This window comes from Acinetobacter rongchengensis, assembly GCF_003611475.1.
GTDB classification, from domain to species: domain Bacteria; phylum Pseudomonadota; class Gammaproteobacteria; order Pseudomonadales; family Moraxellaceae; genus Acinetobacter; species Acinetobacter rongchengensis.
Genome location: NZ_RAXT01000063.1, coordinates 1 through 17,360, shown reverse-complemented (window position 1 = coordinate 17,360; position 17,360 = coordinate 1). Strand labels below are relative to the sequence as shown.

The window sequence follows — 17,360 nt, the reverse complement described above, 5'->3', positions numbered from 1 at the left end:
GAGCTGAAGTCGGCTTACTGCTCGCTGAAGTTAAGCAACTTCGAGGCGAAAACAGAATACTTAAAGCATTAAACAAAGATAAAATTATTATTGATCGCAGTATGCATATTGGTAATCACACCACTTCTAATATTGAATTCATACCTAATTTCACGTTAGCTACAGCCGAAAAACATGCTTTACATCAAGCTATAAATCCTCAAATTATTGAAGACAATGGTTGGTCAATTCAAAAAAATGGTTCTATATTAAATGAAAATGGTCGAAAGATTTTTGAAGCCTATTTTGTTTCAGCTATCAAAAAAGTCCTAGATTCGGATCATTAATCATTGTTTGATAACTCTGTAAACTGTAGCAACACCGCAGCCAACTGCTTTGGCTATTTCTTCTTTTGTTAAGCCTTTATTATTGAGTTCTTTGATTCGTACATGTTTGGCTATATCTGCCTTCTTACCTGTAGGCTTATATCCACTTCTTTCTAAACCTTGCTTAATTCGCTCTCTACGCTTGTCGTTATCTAAACGAGCCATTGTCGCTAATAAATCAATCAGCATATTATTGACAAGGCTAAGAATTGAGCTAGTGATGTTATCGGCCGAATTGACAAGCGTATGTGTAGTAGGTAAATCAGCAACTACTAGTTTTAAGCCTTTCTCCTTAATACGAACTTTCAATATTTCAAAGTCATTTTGTGAAAGCCGAGATAGGCGATCTACACTTTCAACCAATAAAGTATCGCCATGAGATGAATCATCAAGGAGTTGATTTAGAACTGGTCTATCAAGCTTTGTGCCCGATTCATTTTCTACATACTCATTAACATCACCTTTAATGGATAAGGCAAAGTTTTTTAAATCAGTTAATGCTCTTTCTGCATCCTGATCTTTAGTACTCGCTCGAACATAAATTCTTGTTGTCATTTATCACTTAACTACTAATTTCAAACATCAATGATAATGCTATCATTAAATTCAAATAAATAGTTTTATGATAGATAAATTATCCTTTAATTTTGTTATCTTTTACGTATAGTTAAACGATAATTTTTAAAGTTGAGTACTTAGAATAATTTCTAAAAGTGCGCTTACAATAGATTTTTATGAGGCAATGATGGATTACACCGAGAAACAAGTCTTACAAGGAAAAGCTGTATTATTTTTAGGTGCAGGTGCTTCTTATAATTGTACTGATCATGAAAAAAAGAGAATAGGCTTTACTGGTAATGAGTTATTACAAAAAATAAATGAAGAGTTTCTTGGTAATACTCCTAATCATTTGACATTAGATTTTGCTTCTACTATGGCTATACAGAAAGCTGGTAGGGAGAATTTTGATCTTTTTATCAAAGAATTAGTTTGTGACTTTGATCCAACAAATGAACATAAGCTTTTATCTGAGTTTAAATGGAAGGCTATTTTTACAACTAATTATGATGAAGCAATCGAAAAAGCTTATAGAGAAAATAAGTCAGCATTGCAGAAAATAGAAAAAATTATTAGTGACAATGATTCACTGCAAAAAGTAGTAGTGAATCCTGATAAGTTACCAGTTGTAAAAATACATGGATGTATTTCTAGACCTAATGACGCAAGAACTCCTTTAGTTATATCTTGTAGTGATTATCGAAGACACCAAGAAAATAGATCTAGTCTTTATCAGTATTTAAAAGAATGTTTAACTAGCGATTTAGTCATTTTTTATGGTTATGGTTTAGGTGATAATAATATTGTAGGTATTTTAGATGATTTAGAAAAAGAAGGGGTTAATCGTACTCGCCACATATGGTTAGATCCATTTATGGATGAAATGTATAAAGATTATTGGGAGTCTAAAAATCTCTTATGTAAAGTTAATAATTTATATGATTTTTTAAGTGAAATAAAGAGCAAACAAGATTCGAATATATTGTCATTAAATACTTTTTTAAAGAATGATTCCGTTATTTCTAAACTGATTCCATCTAATGATAGACCATCTAATGAATTAGAAACATATCTGTTAAAACAACTTCTATATGTTGAAATGAATGATGAAATAAAAAGAGAATCTGATAATTATAATAATGATATTTTCTATAGAGGAAATACTCATGGATTTAGCTGGGTTGCTAAAAATTTAGACTTCCAACGAGCTATTGAAAGAACTTTGGAAGTTGAATTATTTGAAAATTTTGAAATATCGAATCAATTATTTAATTTTTTAATAATCAATGGTTATGCGGGTAGTGGTAAAAGTGTTCTACTAAAGAGATTGGCATGGAATGGGGTTTCTAAGTTTAATGGTAACTGTTTCTATCTTAGTGAGGGGGCTACCTTAAACACAAAATTAATATTTGAACTAATTAAATTAATTAAAGAGCCAATAATCTTATTTATTGATAATATTTTAGAGCATCAGACAGAAATATTGGAAATTAAGAATTTTTCAATTAAAGATAGCTCAAAGATTATGATTATTGGGGCTGCTAGAAGTAATGAATGGAATAACAGTGAAAATATTTTAGACAAGCTAAATCCAAACTTTTTCAGCTTAAAAGATTTAAATGATTTTGAAGTTAAAAATTTAGTAAACAAATTAAAAGAATTTAAAGCAGAAGGAAGTTTAAAAGAACTAAGTGATATAGATAAGTATAAATTCATTAAAGAAAAAAGTAATAACCAACTTTTGGTGACATTGTTGGAAGCTACTCATTATGGTCAAGAATTTTCAGAGATTATTAAAGATGAATATGAAGGAATTTATGATAGATCAGCAAAAGATCTTTATTTAAGTATTTGCTGTTTTCATCGACACGGTCTTGAGCTAAGAGCGGGAATGATTAAGAGGCTTAGTGGTATCAATTTTGAACAATTTAAAGAAAAGTTTCTGCAACCTTTAGAACTATTAGTTACGAGCTATTACAGTTATAGGGTAAATGATATTGTATATACAACTAGACATTCCTATATAGCACAACATGTTTTCAAACAAGCCTTTCTTTCAGAAATGGATAAAGCTCAACAATTAATAAAAATAATAAGATACTTAAATATTGGCTTTGATACAGATTCGAAAGCCTTAGATTTTATTCTAAAAGGAAGAATACTAGCTGAAGAATTTAATGATAAAGACTTAGCTCATTCTATCTTCAATATCGCTCAAGATATTGGTGTTAACAACGCATTTATATTACACCAAAGAGCTATTTTTGAGATCAATCACCAAAACCCAAACTATGAGCTAGCTTTAGATTATTTGAAACGTATTAATAGTAATGATGGCTATTATGATATGCGTACAGTAGAGCATACGAAAGCAAATGCCTATAGAAAAATTGCACTTAATTCATCATCTAAACAGGATAAAATAAAGTATAGAAATTTAAGTTTGAAATTGTTAAATGACAATATTAGAACATCCAACAGAACATCAATGCCTTATCATACGAAAGGATTAGTTTTACTTGATGAAATTAAAGACTGTGATAATGAAAATGATCTTGTAGATATTATTAAAGATTTTGAAAATAATTTATCTGCTGGATTTAAGAAATTTCCTTATGATGAAAGTCTTACTGTTCTTGAACATGATTTTTCAGATGAAATAGACAACTCACCTAGAGCAATTGAAAAGATCAAAGAGGCTTTAAGAAAAAATAGTGATAATATTTATATTGTTCAAAGGTATGCAAAGTTCTATATAAAAAAGAATGATTTTTTAGAAGCTAGAACATGTATGTTAAATTTCCTAAGAAATGATGTTAATAATCGTACTATTAATTATTTGATGGCTTATTCCTACATTAAAGAAAATGAAAGTTTATATTTTCAAAATGCTATCAAATATTTAAAAAAATGTTATTCACCTAGAGATTCTAACTATGAACCTAAGTTTTTACATGCTTGTCTTGAATATATATATCAAAGTGAAGAAAAAGCTTTAAAAATATTTACGGATCTAAACCAATCAAATGTAAGTCCGAAAATTAAGAATAAGCCTACACATATGATTCGAGATTCTGAAGGTAATGAAAGGTTTTTTGATGCCATAATTGTAACTATTAACGATCAGTTTGGATTTGTAAAAACATCCAAATATGCTGAAAATATTCATGTGCACAAATCTACCATATCTAATGAAGAGGATTGGGAGGCGTTAAGACCTGGTGACCCTCTAAAAATTTCTATTTGGTTTAGCTTTAGAGGTCCTAGAGCTAAGACAGCTATCATATTGTGATTTCTAAGGTGCTTTTATAGAGCACCTTATTTTTTGAAACACCACATAAATTTTTATTAATTCTATGAATTAAAGGTAGTTAGAAAATTGTAGTGAGCGAAATAGCTTACTACAATAAGAAACTAAACCATGCTGGATGTATGATGATATATAATCAAAAAATAATTTATTAAATTCATAATATTACTATTTTTGATTATATATTCACTGAGTACTTATAAAGTACTCTCATACACCAACTTAACTATAAGCTATTGATTATTCAACAGTTACGGATTTTGCCAAATTACGTGGCTGATCGACATCTGTACCACGTAAAACTGCGACATGATAAGAAAGTAGCTGTACTGGAACACTGTAAACAATCGGTGCTAACCATTGATTCACACTTGGTACATGCACAACATGTTGACGTTCTTTATCCACAATACCGCTATTTTCATCTGCAAAAACAAAAAGTTCACCGCCACGTGCTTGTACTTCTTCCATATTGGATTTGAGTTTATCCAACATGTCATCTTTAGGCGCAAGAATCACGACAGGCATGTCATTATCAACCAGTGCTAATGGACCATGTTTCAGTTCACCTGCTGCATAACCTTCAGCATGAATATATGAAATTTCTTTCAGTTTTAATGCGCCTTCGAGTGCGATCGGGAATTCTGTACCACGGCCTAAGAATAAACAGTGCTGTTTTTCTTTAAATAATTCAGATAAATGCAAGATTTCTTTATCATTTTGCAATGTATCTAATATTACTTTAGGAATATGCCATAAAGCAGATATGATTTCAGTGATCCATTCAGCAGAAATACTTTGTTTGACTTGACCTAATTTCAGGGTCAATAACATCAAGGCCGCAAGCTGTGTTGTAAAGGCTTTGGTTGACGCGACACCAATTTCAGGCCCAGCAAGGGTCAAAAGATGATGATTCGTTTCACGAACCATGGATGATGTTGCAACATTACAAATGGTCAGTGTACTAATATTAATGCTTTTGGCTTCAGCACGTTTTTGTGTATCACGCAGTGCTGCCAAAGTATCCGCTGTTTCTCCCGATTGCGAAATACATACATATAATGTATCTGCAACAATCACTGGTGAGCGATAACGGAATTCGCTGGCAATTTCAACTTGGCATGGTAGATCGATTAGCTGTTCTAACCAATATTTTGCAATCATTCCTGCATGGTAACTGGTACCACAAGCAAGGATTTGAACTTGTTTTACATTTTTAAAGTCAATTTCAGCATTTTTCAAGAAATCATCACGTAATGCATTTCCATTCAACGCTTGTGAAATGGTTTGTTGAATGGCTTCTGGTTGCTCATAAATTTCTTTGAGCATGTAATGCTTATATTCGCCTTTAGAAGCATTACTAATCGTAGCATCCAACTCTTTGACTGGGTGCTCGACCCGTTGACCATTTGCAAAAACTTCAATGCTATCACGGGTTAAACGTGCAATTTCACCTTCTTCAAGGTAAATAAAACGATTCGTTACTGGTAATAAAGCCAATTGGTCTGAGCTGATAAAGTTTTCACCAATCCCCACACCAATCACTAATGGAGAGCCTTCACGAACAGCAATCAATTCATTTGGATGATCAGTATGCACAATACCTAAAGCGTAAGCACCTTTGAGTTGAGGAACGACTTGTTCAACAGCTTTTAATAAATCAGGTGTTGTTTTGAGTGCTTCATGTACCAGATGAGCAACAACTTCGGTATCTGTTTGAGAGGTAAAGACGTAACCTAAAGCTTCCAAATCATCTTTAAGTTCTTGATAATTCTCAATGATACCATTGTGAACTACTGCAACGTGGCCGGATATATGCGGATGAGCATTATCTTCAGACGGTTTACCATGCGTTGCCCAACGGGTATGGGCAATCCCTAATGAACCCAAAATATTGGACTCTGAAACTGCTTGTGCAAGATTTGCGACTTTACCAACACGGCGCTCACGCAAAATTTGGCCTTGATCCACCAATGCTACGCCTGCTGAGTCATAACCGCGATACTCAAGACGCTTTAAACCTTCAATTAAAATATTTGTAATGCTACGTTCAGCAACGCCACCAACAATACCGCACATATTTATATCCTCTTATTTCGTGACCTTTTGGGGACGTTGATAATTTTCTTTAGAAATTTGTTTAGCACGTTCAAATGCTAGACTATTGTCAGCAACATCATGGGTAATCACAGAACCTGCACCAGTCGTTGCGCCGTTACCAATTTTGACAGGAGCAACCAATGAGTTATTGGTACCGATAAAAGCTTGATCACCAATAATGGTTTTGTGTTTATTGGCACCATCATAGTTGCAAGTAATTGTACCTGCGCCAATATTTGATTCAGCACCAATCTCAGCATCACCTAAGTAGCTAAAATGATTGGCTTTTGAAGCAAAACCGATATGTGTATTTTTGACTTCAACAAAGTTGCCAATATGTACTTCATTGGCCAATTGTGCACCTGGACGTAAGCGAGCAAATGGACCGATTTGTACATTTTCACCTACAATCGCGTTGTCAAAAATACTATAAGGTTGTACTTTTGTACCTGCTGCAATTGTTGTATTTCTAATGATACAACCTGCACCAATTTCAACATTGTCACCAAAATGACATGCACCTTCAATAATTACATTGATGTCAATACGGACATCTTGCCCAACAGTAAGTTGGCCACGTAAATCAAAACGTGAAGGGTCAATCAGGTGAACGCCTTGTTGCATCAATTGTTTAGCTTGGTAATTCTGAAATTCACGTTCTAAAGCAGCAAGTTGAACACGGTCATTCACTCCTTCAACTTCGAAGGCCAATTCAGGCTGAATTGAGGCGATTTGCATGCCATCTGCAAGTGCCATAGCGACGATATCCGTCAGGTAATATTCACCTTGAGCATTGTCATTGCTAAGTTTTGGTAGCCATTCATGCAATTTAGCATTGCTCACGCAGTAAATACCGGTGTTGATTTCTTTAATTTGACGTTGTTCTTCAGAGGCATCTTTATGTTCAACAATAGCTTGGATTTTACCGTCTTTGCGGACAATACGACCATAACCTGTTGAGTCTGCAAGGGTTAGCGTAACCAAGCCAATCCCTGTTGCAGTCGATGCATCGACTAGGCGTTGTAAGGTGCTTTGTTGAACGCATGGCACATCACCTGAAAGGATGAGTGACATTCCTTGTTGAGGTAAGACAGGTAGCGTGACTTTTACGGCATGACCTGTACCCAATTGCTCAGTTTGTTCTACCCATTTTACATTTTCAGTTGCAAAAGCTTTTTGAACTAAATCGCCACCATGACCAAAGATGGTAATAATATTTTCAGCTTGTAATTGTTTTGCTGTTTCAATCACATGACCAAGCAGTGGACGTCCTGCTAAAGGTTGAAGAACCTTGGGTAAACGAGAACGCATACGTGTTCCTTTACCAGCAGCAAGAATGATCACAGTCGTTGACATAACACACCCTACAGTTTGGCTTAAGCCATTTTAAAATATAAGTAAATTAATATACAAATTGCTGCCCAAAATCCAGCAATAATATCGTCAAACATGATGCCAAAACCACCATCGACTTTTTGATCGATGATACGAATAGGCCAAGGTTTCCACACATCAAATAAACGGAATAATGCAAATCCAACCAGTACCCATATCCAGTTCATCTGACCGAAATAGATCAAAGGTAAGAAGGTAATAGATTGCCCTGCAAATTCATCCCAAACAATTCGACCATCATCATGGACATGAATAATGTCTGCAGTTTTGCCGCAGATCCAAATGCCAACCAATGACATGATTAAAATAGCGAATATGGAGCCATAAAAACCGATTGCAAGCCAAATCGGGATGAAAAGAAGTGCAAATGCAGAACCAAAAGTACCTGGTGCTTTGGGTGCTAAACCCGAGCCAAATCCAACGCCGCAGAACACAATAAAGCGTTCAGACCACGTCATATTTTTAAAGACTATAGGAGGTTTATGCAAAGTGTTGATACCCTTGAAGTTGAAGTGGATGATCTAAGCCATCTTTTTCAAATGTTATTCCGCATTGTTGCGTAATTTTCCCAATGATTGTAGTTTTTACATGAGGTTGTAATTGCAAAAGTTTTTGGTAATTTTGCATACTTATTGTAAAGCATAACTCATAATCATCACCACCAGCCAGTGCATATTTCCATTGTTCTTGTTCAGACAGCGCTTTGAGGGCATTATCTATAGGCAGTAATGCAAGATCTATACATGCTCCAACATTGGATGCTTTTAGAATATGCCCCAGATCTTGAGCCAAACCATCTGAAACATCAATCATACTTGAAGCCAGACCTTTAAGCATCTCACCTAGTTCACAGCGAGGTGTTGGATAGTCTAAGCGTTGTTGTAATGGATGTCCTAGATGTTTTAGTCCAAAAGCAGCATCACCGACAGTGCCACTGACAACGATTAGATCATCCAGTTGAGCACCTGATCGAGCAATCGCTTGACCCGTTTCAATCCAACCCAATGCAGTGACGCTGAGGGTTAAATGTGGACTTTGTGTGGTATCACCACCAATTAAACGTACCCCGAATTGATCGCAACAGTCATATAAACCTTGGCTAAAACCTTTTAACCAGTCATGATCAATTTGGGGTAGGCTCAATGCCAAAAGAATGCTGTGAGGTGTAGCACCCATTGCAGCAATATCAGAGAGATTCACAGCCACGGATTTCCAGCCAATCGCATGCGCTGAAGTATTGGAAGGGAAATGTCGTCCTGCAACAAGCGTATCTGCACAAATCACCAATTGATGCTGCGGAGGCGGGGTGAGCAGGGCTGAGTCATCTCCAACACCTAAATCAACATCTGTTTGTTGTTGACGATTGAAATAGGTATCAATAATTGAAAACTCAGCCATGATCAAACAACTTATTTCGCTTGTTGTTTTTCTGCTTCACGAAGCTTAGATGCTAAACGGTCTAATACACCATTGATGTATTTATGACTGTCCGCGCCACCGAAATGCTTTGCAAGTTCGATCGCTTCATCTAGTACAACACGATAAGGAACTTCAAGATGATCTTTGAGTTCGTATGCGCCTAAACGCAATGTTGCAAGTTCTACACCATCCAATGCATCGATCTCACGATCAAGTACAGGGACAAGTAAAGCATCCAATGCTTCATGATTTGCAATCACTTGCGTGAGCAACTCATGGTAATAGCCGAGATCCACTTTATGCATGGCATTTTCAGCACGAGTACGTGCTTCAATTTCATGCACTGGGTTGTGGCTCATTTGCCATTCATAAATCCCTTGTACAGCAAAACGACGTGCTTTGCGCTTAGCTGCATAAGTAGCTTGGAGTGTTTGCGACATGCTTTAAATTGCCTTTAACAGATTAACCATTTCAATCGCAGTAAGGGCAGCTTCACCACCTTTATTACCTGCTTTTGTACCAGAGCGTTCAATTGCTTGCTCAATACTATCCGTCGTCAATACGCCATTAATTACAGGTAAGCCAGTATCTAAACCAACTACGCCTAAACCTTTGGCACATTCACCTGCAACGAAGTCGAAATGTGGTGTGCTACCACGAATCACTGCGCCAAGTGCGATGACAGCATCAAAATTACCTGATGCAGCTAATTTCTTAGCAACCACTGGTAGTTCCCATGCACCAGGTGCATGAACAACAGTAATATTATCGTCGCTTACACCATGACGATGCAATGTATCAATTGCACCTTCTAATAAGTGTTCAACAACAAAACTGTTAAAACGTCCAACTAAAATCGCGTAACGGCCTTCGCTCGCGAGATGTAATAAACCTTCAATTCGGCGAATCGCCATAGCAACCTCGATGATTTTACAAAAATTATTGATCGGCAGTGATGTATTCTACTACTTCTAAATTAAAACCGGATAAAGCGTTAAATCTTAATGGTGAGCTGAGTAGCTTCATTTTCTCAACACCTAAATCACGGAGAATCTGTGCACCCACACCAATCGTTTGATATTGTTGGGATAATGCTGCATTGGATTTGGTTGGTTTAGGTTTACCTAATGACTCTAAAGCAGGACCTAAGTCAGATAAATGTCGTTGTCCAATCCAAACTAAAACCCCACGGTCACTGTTGGCAATAGTTTTTAAGGCTTTATCTAAATTCCAAGCCGCTCCGCCATCTTGTTTATTGAGCTTGAGTAAGTCACGTACAGGGTTAAAGCCATGTACACGTACAGTGGTAACGCCGTCTTTGGGTTCACCTTTAACAAAAGCTAAATGAATATCTGGATTTCCGATTTCTCGGTAGCGATAGAGTTCAAAAGTACCATATTCAGTATCAATGCTTTGTTGATCTAAACGTTCGATGGTTTGTTCATTGGTCATTCGGTAGTGAATGAGGTCTGCAATAGTACCCATTTTCAAGCCATGCTTTTCAGCAAAAACTTCTAGGTCAGGACGACGCGCCATGGTGCCATCATCATTGATAATTTCACAAATCACAGACGCTGGTTCTAAACCTGCTAAACGAGATAAGTCACAACCTGCTTCGGTATGACCTGCACGGTGCAAAACTCCACCTGGTTGAGCCATGAGCGGGAAAATATGTCCGGGCTGAACAATATCGGTAGGCTTAGCATGTGCTGCAACAGCAGTTTGGATGGTATGCGCACGTTCAGCGGCTGAAATACCTGTCGTAATACCATTCGCCGCTTCAATTGAAAGCGTGAAATTAGTCGCGTGTTGTGCACCATTCGCATCGACCATCAAAGGCAAATTGAGTTGTTGGCAACGGTCACGGCTGAGGGTTAGACAGACAAGACCACGCGCGTGTGTGATCATGAAGTTGATGTCTTCAGGGCGTACATGAGTTGCAGCAATGACTAAATCGCCTTCATTTTCACGATCTTCATCATCCATTAGGATAACCATTTTTCCTGCACGGATATCTGCTACAAGCTCTTCAACTGTATTAAGCGGCATCAAGCTTCACCTTTTTGTTCTGTCGTGTGACATTTTCATTTAATTCATCGAGACATAGTTTAACGTGTTTTTACGTATTTTGCCTATGCTTATCATATTTCATTACGCTACATCGTTATACACAAGCTGTTAGCACCATGAAAAGAGGAAAAAATTTGATTTGAGCATCTTTCGCCTAAAGATTAAACGTTCATTCCTTTGGGAAAGTTTTGGTTGGTTTTATGTGAAAAGTATATAAATAAAAATAAGCCCTTACATCCATGTGGAAAATAAGGGCTTTAATTTCTTAGAATCTGATTTAAATCTCTGATACAGAATCAGAAATGACAGGATTTTTCTTTGCTTTGAGGATTTCGGTACGAATATTTTGAGCCAGTTCGGCGCAATCATTGCTCATACCATTGATCATAAATGAATGACGGGTGAGAACATTACTTGGATTTGGTAATGCAACCAGTTGATAACAATCATCAATATGTTTGAGCTGGTCATTGCTGAGATACAGCGCCATTTCTTTCGCAATTAAATGATTCGTTAAACGTTCAGCTGCTTGTAAGGCATCGAGTTGCATTGCTTCAACTGCATTTGTTACAGCACAACGTGTTTGTAAAACAAAGCGTTTATCTTCACGGTAACGTTTATACAAGACTTCAGAAAGCAATTGAAAAACCGAGCCAATCATCAAAATACATTGAGCGGCATCGGGTTTTTCAGCATCGATACTGATTAATGCACCGTTTTGACCAAATTCTTGATGAATGGTGAAATCTTTAGCGCTTAATTTGAAATGTTGTGCGCTGAGTTCAATACTTTTATTCAGGAAAATTTGGCAAAGTTTAAAATAGGGAACTGAAACAGATTGATTGACCGTGTTCATCAATTGTTTTGGATCATAATACTGAATATTCAGTGCCAATACGTCTTGATTATTTTCAAGTGGGGCAATCGTCGGTTTAGGTTCAGCTTTGACTTTGATTGGGTTTTGCTGCGCTTGAGCTATGGCAATACTACGATTGGCCTTTTCAGCTTCAAGTGCTTCAGTAAGCTGTTGAATTTCATGCTTTAAACGTGCTTCGTTATTGATACGAGCTAAATACTCACTGCGTGTTGGACGAGCAATAGCACGATAAGCCAACCATAAAAATGCATGAATCAATAATGATACTAAAATCGCAAGCCACTGCGTTCGCAAAATTTCACCAATACTTGGCTTAATTAATGTGATTTCAATGGTTCCAACTTTCTTTTCATTTTGTAATGCATCACGAACAAAGACTTCACCTTGGCGGGTTTTCGCCATACCACTGGTTGCCAAGACTTGTTTTTGTGCATCTAAAATACGTATAGACGCCACACTGGGATTGGTCGCATAACGATTTGCAAGAAGTGCCAATGAAACAGTATTGGCTGGCTCAAGCTCAGCAAGACTGTCAGTGACCAATTGGCTGGTCATGAGTTGACCTTGACTTGCACGATTTTCATTTAACTGATGTGTTGTTGCAACTACCAATAAAAAGGTATGAAATGCAAAACTTACAATGAGTAGGCTAGCAAATAGCCCTTGTCTTGGCGCATTCAACTTAAACTTCCAAAGAAAATTATAGGGATTATTAACAGCCCCACATCAATATCGATTATGATTCTCACAATAGTTGTAGCTCTGACTTGAGTCAATTTATGCGAGAAATCATTCTTATATCATTTTTAGGTCCTGACCAACCCAACCAGTTTACTCGATTAATGCAAGTATTGTCCGTACATTCTTTGCAAATATTAGATGTTGGGCAGGCCGTTATTCATAATCAATTGACTTTAGGTATTGTTGTTTCATCGAATGATCAAACAGCAACAGCTTTAGCCATGAAAGATATCCTTATTTTAGCACATGATATTGGTTTAACTGTTCGTTTTAAACCCATTTCAGCGACAGAATATGATCAATGGGTAAGTGAAGGTGGTAGAACACGTTATATCGTCACTGCTTTAGCGCCTGAATTGACAGCAGCACATTTACAGGCAGTGACCCATATTGTTTCAAGTCAAGGCTTTAATATTGAAACAGTGACTCGATTATCGGGTCGCCCTGAGCGAGATGGGGTGCAAGAAGGTCCTAAACGTTCATGTGTGCAATTTGGTTTAAGTGGCCAAATGCTTGATGCACAAGCGATGCGTGCAGCCTGTTTAAGACTGTCGGCAGAATCGAGCATTGATGTTGCTGTACAAGAAGACAATGCTTACCGTCGTAATCGCCGTTTGGTTTGTTTCGATATGGATTCAACCTTGATTGAGCAAGAAGTCATTGATGAGTTGGCCATTGAAGCGGGTGTTGGGGATAAAGTTGCTGAAATTACTGAGCGAGCAATGCAAGGCGAGTTGGACTTTCAAGAAAGTTTCCGTGCTCGTGTAGCATTGTTAAAAGGTTTAGATGCCTCAGTATTGCCTAAGATTGCGGAACGTTTGACCGTAACTGAAGGTGCAGAACGTTTAATATTAACATTGAAGTCACTCGGCTATAAAACCGCGATTCTTTCAGGTGGTTTCCAATATTTTGCAGAATATTTGCAAAAAAAATTGGGGATTGATGAAGTACACGCCAATGTCCTTGATGTTGAAGATGGTGTGGTTACAGGTGTGGTCAAAGGGCATATTGTTGATGGCGCACGTAAAGCATTATTACTGACTGAACTGGCTGAAAAAATGGGTATTTCTCTTGAACAAGCCATTGCAGTGGGCGATGGTGCAAATGACTTACCGATGCTTTCAATTGCTGGTCTGGGCGTCGCATTCCGTGCTAAACCTTTAGTCCGTCAGAATGCTAATCAGGCGATTTCAAGCGTTGGTTTGGACGGTGTGTTGTACTTACTCGGTGTGCATGATAAAGACTTGAATAGAGCGTAAAAGTAATCAGTTGATTGCAATATCATGACAAAATAGCGGCTTTCATGCCGCTATTTTTATTTTAAAAAAGAATAGGTGTTGTAGCATAAAAGCTAAAGAAAACAGCCCGATAAAAATATGGACCATCGAATTAAAAAAAGTTTTTTCGGATCGAAGATCGTGTGTATTTTTTTGTAATGACACTGCAAGAGTGATGGTAATTAGATTCTGAGCAAAAGCCTATTTTTAAAAAATGTAATGACAAATGAATGTTGCGACAAAGTGTGTCGTGTAGCTTAAAAACAGCTCTTTTCTTCTTATAAAAACCATACATAATGCAATGCATAAGCTTTTATAAGATTATTTAAGAAAAATTATAAAGCTTGTTGTGTTGTGAAACACCATTTAGACGGTATAGAGACATCATTTTGACGGAGGTTTTTATGGTATCAGCGACATTGGCAACACTCATTGGATTTGGTCTGATTGCTGCAGCGTTGGCTACTGTTTTCTTTTCCCCTTACCGTCATTGGTTAGGTTTCATGTTTGCGGGCATGATCTTTTGGGGAGCGCTAGAATCTATTCGCTATAGCGTACAGAACATTTTTGAAATTTCGATGGCATATAGCTACTTAACAGCCATTATGCTGGCGATGTCTGCTTTGATTGCATTGCTATTACGTGAAGACAGTCGTGCCCAAAAAGCACTTGCTAACCGCCAATACATTGAACATACACCCGTGTATGAAGATGAGTAATTCAAAGTTATTTTTTTAATAAGGACACTGACTTTAAATTACACGAAAAAACTCAATTTAGACATTCAAAGGTATATCGAAATGATATACCTTTTTTTGACCTTATACTTTGTTCTGAAAGCCGTGTCTTAGAAATGACAAGTTATGCTACGATGAGCAAATTCAAATCTAATTTAAAAACAACAGGCTTAAATGTCATGAAACTTTCTTCAATTCCAGTTGTGAAGTTACCAATCGTAGATGCAAGCACAGATCCATTGGATCTTCTTGTATTAGGTTTAGCACTTCGTATGAAGCAACTGGCACGTACGAGTCCAAAATTTATTGAATTGACACATGATCGTCAGTTCAGGATTCAGATTGGTACAGATTTAGGTGTAGCTCGCCAAATTATCGTAAACAATGGTCAAATTGATACGGTTTCTGGTGCTGAGGATAAAGCTGATTTTGTTTTACAGTTTGCCGATAGCGAACAAGGTGTCAAAACCTTAATGAAAGGCGATCCAACTGCGTTTATGACAGGCATGCAAAATGGCAGCATAAAAATGGAAGGGGATTTTAGTTTATTGGTTTGGTTTAACCAAGTTGCCAAACTGATTCCACCTAAAGTACCGAAACCAGTAAAAGACAAAATTAAATTGGCACGCCAATTCTTGAAAGAAAAGACAGGCAAATCATTTTAATGATTTGCTAGTGTCATTGAAAATGTAAAAAAGCCCTTGGGTAATACTGATCAGTTAAGCCTTTTTAAATCCTTCCCCTTGCGGAGCATGCTCCTCACCTTTTTCAAAGGAGGGATGAGTAGCACTGCTGCGCAAGGAATCTAAAATTATTTTAAATTCTCAATAGTTTTCCCCTCTTTTTTTCTTACGCCATATATGGCTCAGGGCTAGGGGAGATTCCTAGATGAGTAACTGCTAAATTACTCTTAACTGACTGGCATTACATCATGGGCTTTTTTATTGCTTAAAAACTAGAAAAATGTTCAATACATTATTCAATTTCTAAATTAAACGTTACAGGTCCATCATTGACCAAATGAACTTTCATATCTGCGGCAAAAATACCTGTTTGTACATTTTCAAATTGTGACTTGGCATATTCAACCAATTGCTCGTAGAGCGCTTTAGCTTCTGCAGGTGGCATTGCAGGGCCAAAATCTGGGCGTAAACCTTTTTGAGTTTGTGCCATCAAAGTGAACTGTGAAACCAATAAAATTCCACCAGCAGCTTGACTAACATTCCAACCCATTTTGCCATCAGCATCATCAAAGAATCGATATTTTAAAATCTTATCAATCAGTTTTTTGCCTTTTTCTAAATCATCTTCTTTGCCAAGCCCTAAAAAAACTAAAATTCCGTGTTGGATTTCTCCTGTTGTTTTACCATCGACAACGACTTTGGCTTCAAGAACCCTTTGTAATAATGCGCGCATAGAAAAGACTAATATAAAAACAAATCAAACCAGTTTACCAAACTTGGATTGTAGATTTCATATTTAATGCTGAGAAAGAAAGCAAATAAGTGATGATTAAAGCCTTAAAAAGAATATGGTTTTATTTTTCAGATTACGTTATGATAAATCGGTATTAAATTTCAGAAAAACAGAGATGGGTTTCAATCTTATCTTGTAATAATATAATGATAATTATATTATCATTTTATGTTAATAATACGATAGAACAGGTTATGGAAAATAAAACTGCAAGATTGACAATTTTGATTGATCCCATAAAAAAAGAAGCTTTTGAAGCGTTATGTAATCAGCAAGATTTAAAACCTTCTCAAGTCGTTCGACAGCTTATCCGTGAGTATTTAAATACACATGGTGTAGATTATGCAACGAAATTGAAAAGTAATGTGCAGAATTCATCGGAAAAATGATGTTGAAAAAAAGCCATCTGTGAAAGATGGCTTTTTTTTGGTTCTGTCCCGTCATAAAAAATTATGAGAAATCTAATTCTTTTTCAAAGATTTTTAACTCATGGCGAGCCATTGCAAGATTTGATTTTTGACGGTCCAATACAAGATACAAAAATAATTCATTATTACGGTCTAATGGACGTAATACATGGTACTGCTTGCCTAGAGTAATCAGTACATCTTCAATATTATCTTTTAAATTTAAAGCATTCGCTACTTTTCGTTTTGCGCGAATCACTTCTGTATTCCCTGCAGCTGCAAGTTCTAAATCTAATCCAGAACCAACCGCAGATAAAGATAAGCCACTTGTGCTATCAACCAGTGCAGCAGCAATTAATCCATCAATTTCAGTTAAGGGATTTAAGTCTAATTTGGCCATTGTTATTCTCCATATCAACATGAATTATTGGGTAATATTATTAATTTTAAAGTGAATAATATTACTTTTTATTTGAAATTTGATAGTAATTTAAAACAAATATAATTTCAAATAAATGTTAATATTAAGTTATTAAAAATGAATTTTATTATAATATTATGGTAACAATTTACGCATACAGCGATAGTGATATATTGACCTTCCGCAATTGAAATCATTATTTTTTTG

At 36.4% G+C, this 17,360-nt stretch carries 17 protein-coding genes; 6 read left to right on the top strand and 11 right to left on the bottom strand.

The annotated features are described in order from the left end of the window. The coding region (gene gmtX / locus D7V20_RS16885) for a gamma-mobile-trio protein GmtX (RefSeq protein WP_268877901.1) at window positions 1-326 on the top strand (326 nt) is incomplete at its 5' end. On the opposite strand, the gene D7V20_RS16880 is transcribed toward gmtX, so the two are convergent. Continuing rightward, the gene (locus D7V20_RS16880; RefSeq protein ID WP_005328425.1) at window positions 327-920 is read right to left on the bottom strand and encodes a recombinase family protein; all 594 of its coding nucleotides are present in this window, start codon (window positions 918-920) and stop codon (window positions 327-329) included. A gap of 190 nt (window positions 921-1,110) precedes the next feature. Between D7V20_RS16880 and D7V20_RS16875 the strand changes: the two genes are divergently transcribed. Further along, the gene (locus D7V20_RS16875; protein ID WP_005328427.1) at window positions 1,111-4,215 is read left to right on the top strand and encodes an SIR2 family protein; all 3,105 of its coding nucleotides are present in this window, start codon (window positions 1,111-1,113) and stop codon (window positions 4,213-4,215) included. A gap of 258 nt (window positions 4,216-4,473) precedes the next feature. Here D7V20_RS16875 and glmS read toward each other — a convergent pair whose 3' ends face one another. The 8 genes from glmS to D7V20_RS16835 form a co-directional block, all read right to left on the bottom strand. Further along, on the bottom strand, window positions 4,474-6,312 hold the full coding sequence (gene glmS, locus D7V20_RS16870; RefSeq protein ID WP_120385198.1) for a glutamine--fructose-6-phosphate transaminase (isomerizing): 1,839 nt from the start codon (window positions 6,310-6,312) through the stop codon (window positions 4,474-4,476). Between the two features lie 12 nt (window positions 6,313-6,324). Continuing rightward, complete coding sequence (gene glmU / locus D7V20_RS16865; protein ID WP_120385197.1) at window positions 6,325-7,689, bottom strand: bifunctional UDP-N-acetylglucosamine diphosphorylase/glucosamine-1-phosphate N-acetyltransferase GlmU; 1,365 nt, start codon at window positions 7,687-7,689, stop codon at window positions 6,325-6,327. 20 nt (window positions 7,690-7,709) lie between these two features. Next, a complete protein-coding gene (locus D7V20_RS16860) occupies window positions 7,710-8,186 on the bottom strand; it encodes a phosphatidylglycerophosphatase A family protein (RefSeq protein ID WP_171407850.1) in 477 nt (158 codons plus the stop codon). 22 nt (window positions 8,187-8,208) lie between these two features. After that, window positions 8,209-9,126 (bottom strand): thiamine-phosphate kinase, encoded by a 918-nt coding sequence (thiL, locus tag D7V20_RS16855; protein WP_120385195.1) that lies wholly within the window; start codon window positions 9,124-9,126, stop codon window positions 8,209-8,211. Window positions 9,127-9,137: 11 nt separating this feature from the next. Further along, window positions 9,138-9,587 (bottom strand): transcription antitermination factor NusB, encoded by a 450-nt coding sequence (nusB, locus tag D7V20_RS16850; protein WP_120385194.1) that lies wholly within the window; start codon window positions 9,585-9,587, stop codon window positions 9,138-9,140. A 3-nt stretch (window positions 9,588-9,590) separates the two neighbouring features. Next, window positions 9,591-10,061, bottom strand: coding sequence for a 6,7-dimethyl-8-ribityllumazine synthase (ribH, locus tag D7V20_RS16845; RefSeq protein ID WP_010112227.1), 471 nt, complete (start codon window positions 10,059-10,061; stop codon window positions 9,591-9,593). 25 nt (window positions 10,062-10,086) lie between these two features. Further along, entirely contained in the window at window positions 10,087-11,196 is a 1,110-nt protein-coding gene (ribBA, locus tag D7V20_RS16840) for a bifunctional 3,4-dihydroxy-2-butanone-4-phosphate synthase/GTP cyclohydrolase II (protein WP_120385193.1), read from the bottom strand. A gap of 298 nt (window positions 11,197-11,494) precedes the next feature. Then, window positions 11,495-12,775, bottom strand: coding sequence for a hypothetical protein (locus D7V20_RS16835; protein WP_120385192.1), 1,281 nt, complete (start codon window positions 12,773-12,775; stop codon window positions 11,495-11,497). A 98-nt stretch (window positions 12,776-12,873) separates the two neighbouring features. Here D7V20_RS16835 and serB point away from each other — a divergent pair, with 98 nt between their 5' ends. From serB to D7V20_RS16820, 3 genes are all read left to right on the top strand, one after another. After that, a complete protein-coding gene (gene serB / locus D7V20_RS16830) occupies window positions 12,874-14,094 on the top strand; it encodes a phosphoserine phosphatase SerB (RefSeq protein WP_120385191.1) in 1,221 nt (406 codons plus the stop codon). Window positions 14,095-14,516: 422 nt separating this feature from the next. Beyond that, window positions 14,517-14,831 carry a ciprofloxacin tolerance protein AciT gene (gene aciT, locus D7V20_RS16825; protein ID WP_120385190.1) on the top strand — a complete coding sequence of 105 codons (315 nt, stop codon included), beginning with the start codon at window positions 14,517-14,519 and terminating at the stop codon, window positions 14,829-14,831. Window positions 14,832-15,028: 197 nt separating this feature from the next. Then, the gene (locus D7V20_RS16820; RefSeq protein ID WP_120385200.1) at window positions 15,029-15,514 is read left to right on the top strand and encodes an SCP2 sterol-binding domain-containing protein; all 486 of its coding nucleotides are present in this window, start codon (window positions 15,029-15,031) and stop codon (window positions 15,512-15,514) included. 310 nt (window positions 15,515-15,824) lie between these two features. On the opposite strand, the gene dtd is transcribed toward D7V20_RS16820, so the two are convergent. Next, window positions 15,825-16,265, bottom strand: a complete 441-nt coding sequence (gene dtd, locus D7V20_RS16815) for a D-aminoacyl-tRNA deacylase (protein ID WP_120385189.1) — start codon at window positions 16,263-16,265, stop codon at window positions 15,825-15,827. A 254-nt stretch (window positions 16,266-16,519) separates the two neighbouring features. Here dtd and D7V20_RS16810 point away from each other — a divergent pair, with 254 nt between their 5' ends. After that, complete coding sequence (locus D7V20_RS16810) at window positions 16,520-16,714, top strand: CopG family transcriptional regulator (RefSeq protein ID WP_120385188.1); 195 nt, start codon at window positions 16,520-16,522, stop codon at window positions 16,712-16,714. Window positions 16,715-16,775: 61 nt separating this feature from the next. Here D7V20_RS16810 and D7V20_RS16805 read toward each other — a convergent pair whose 3' ends face one another. Then, a complete protein-coding gene (locus tag D7V20_RS16805) occupies window positions 16,776-17,132 on the bottom strand; it encodes a roadblock/LC7 domain-containing protein (RefSeq protein WP_120385187.1) in 357 nt (118 codons plus the stop codon). Window positions 17,133-17,360: the final 228 nt, after the last annotated feature.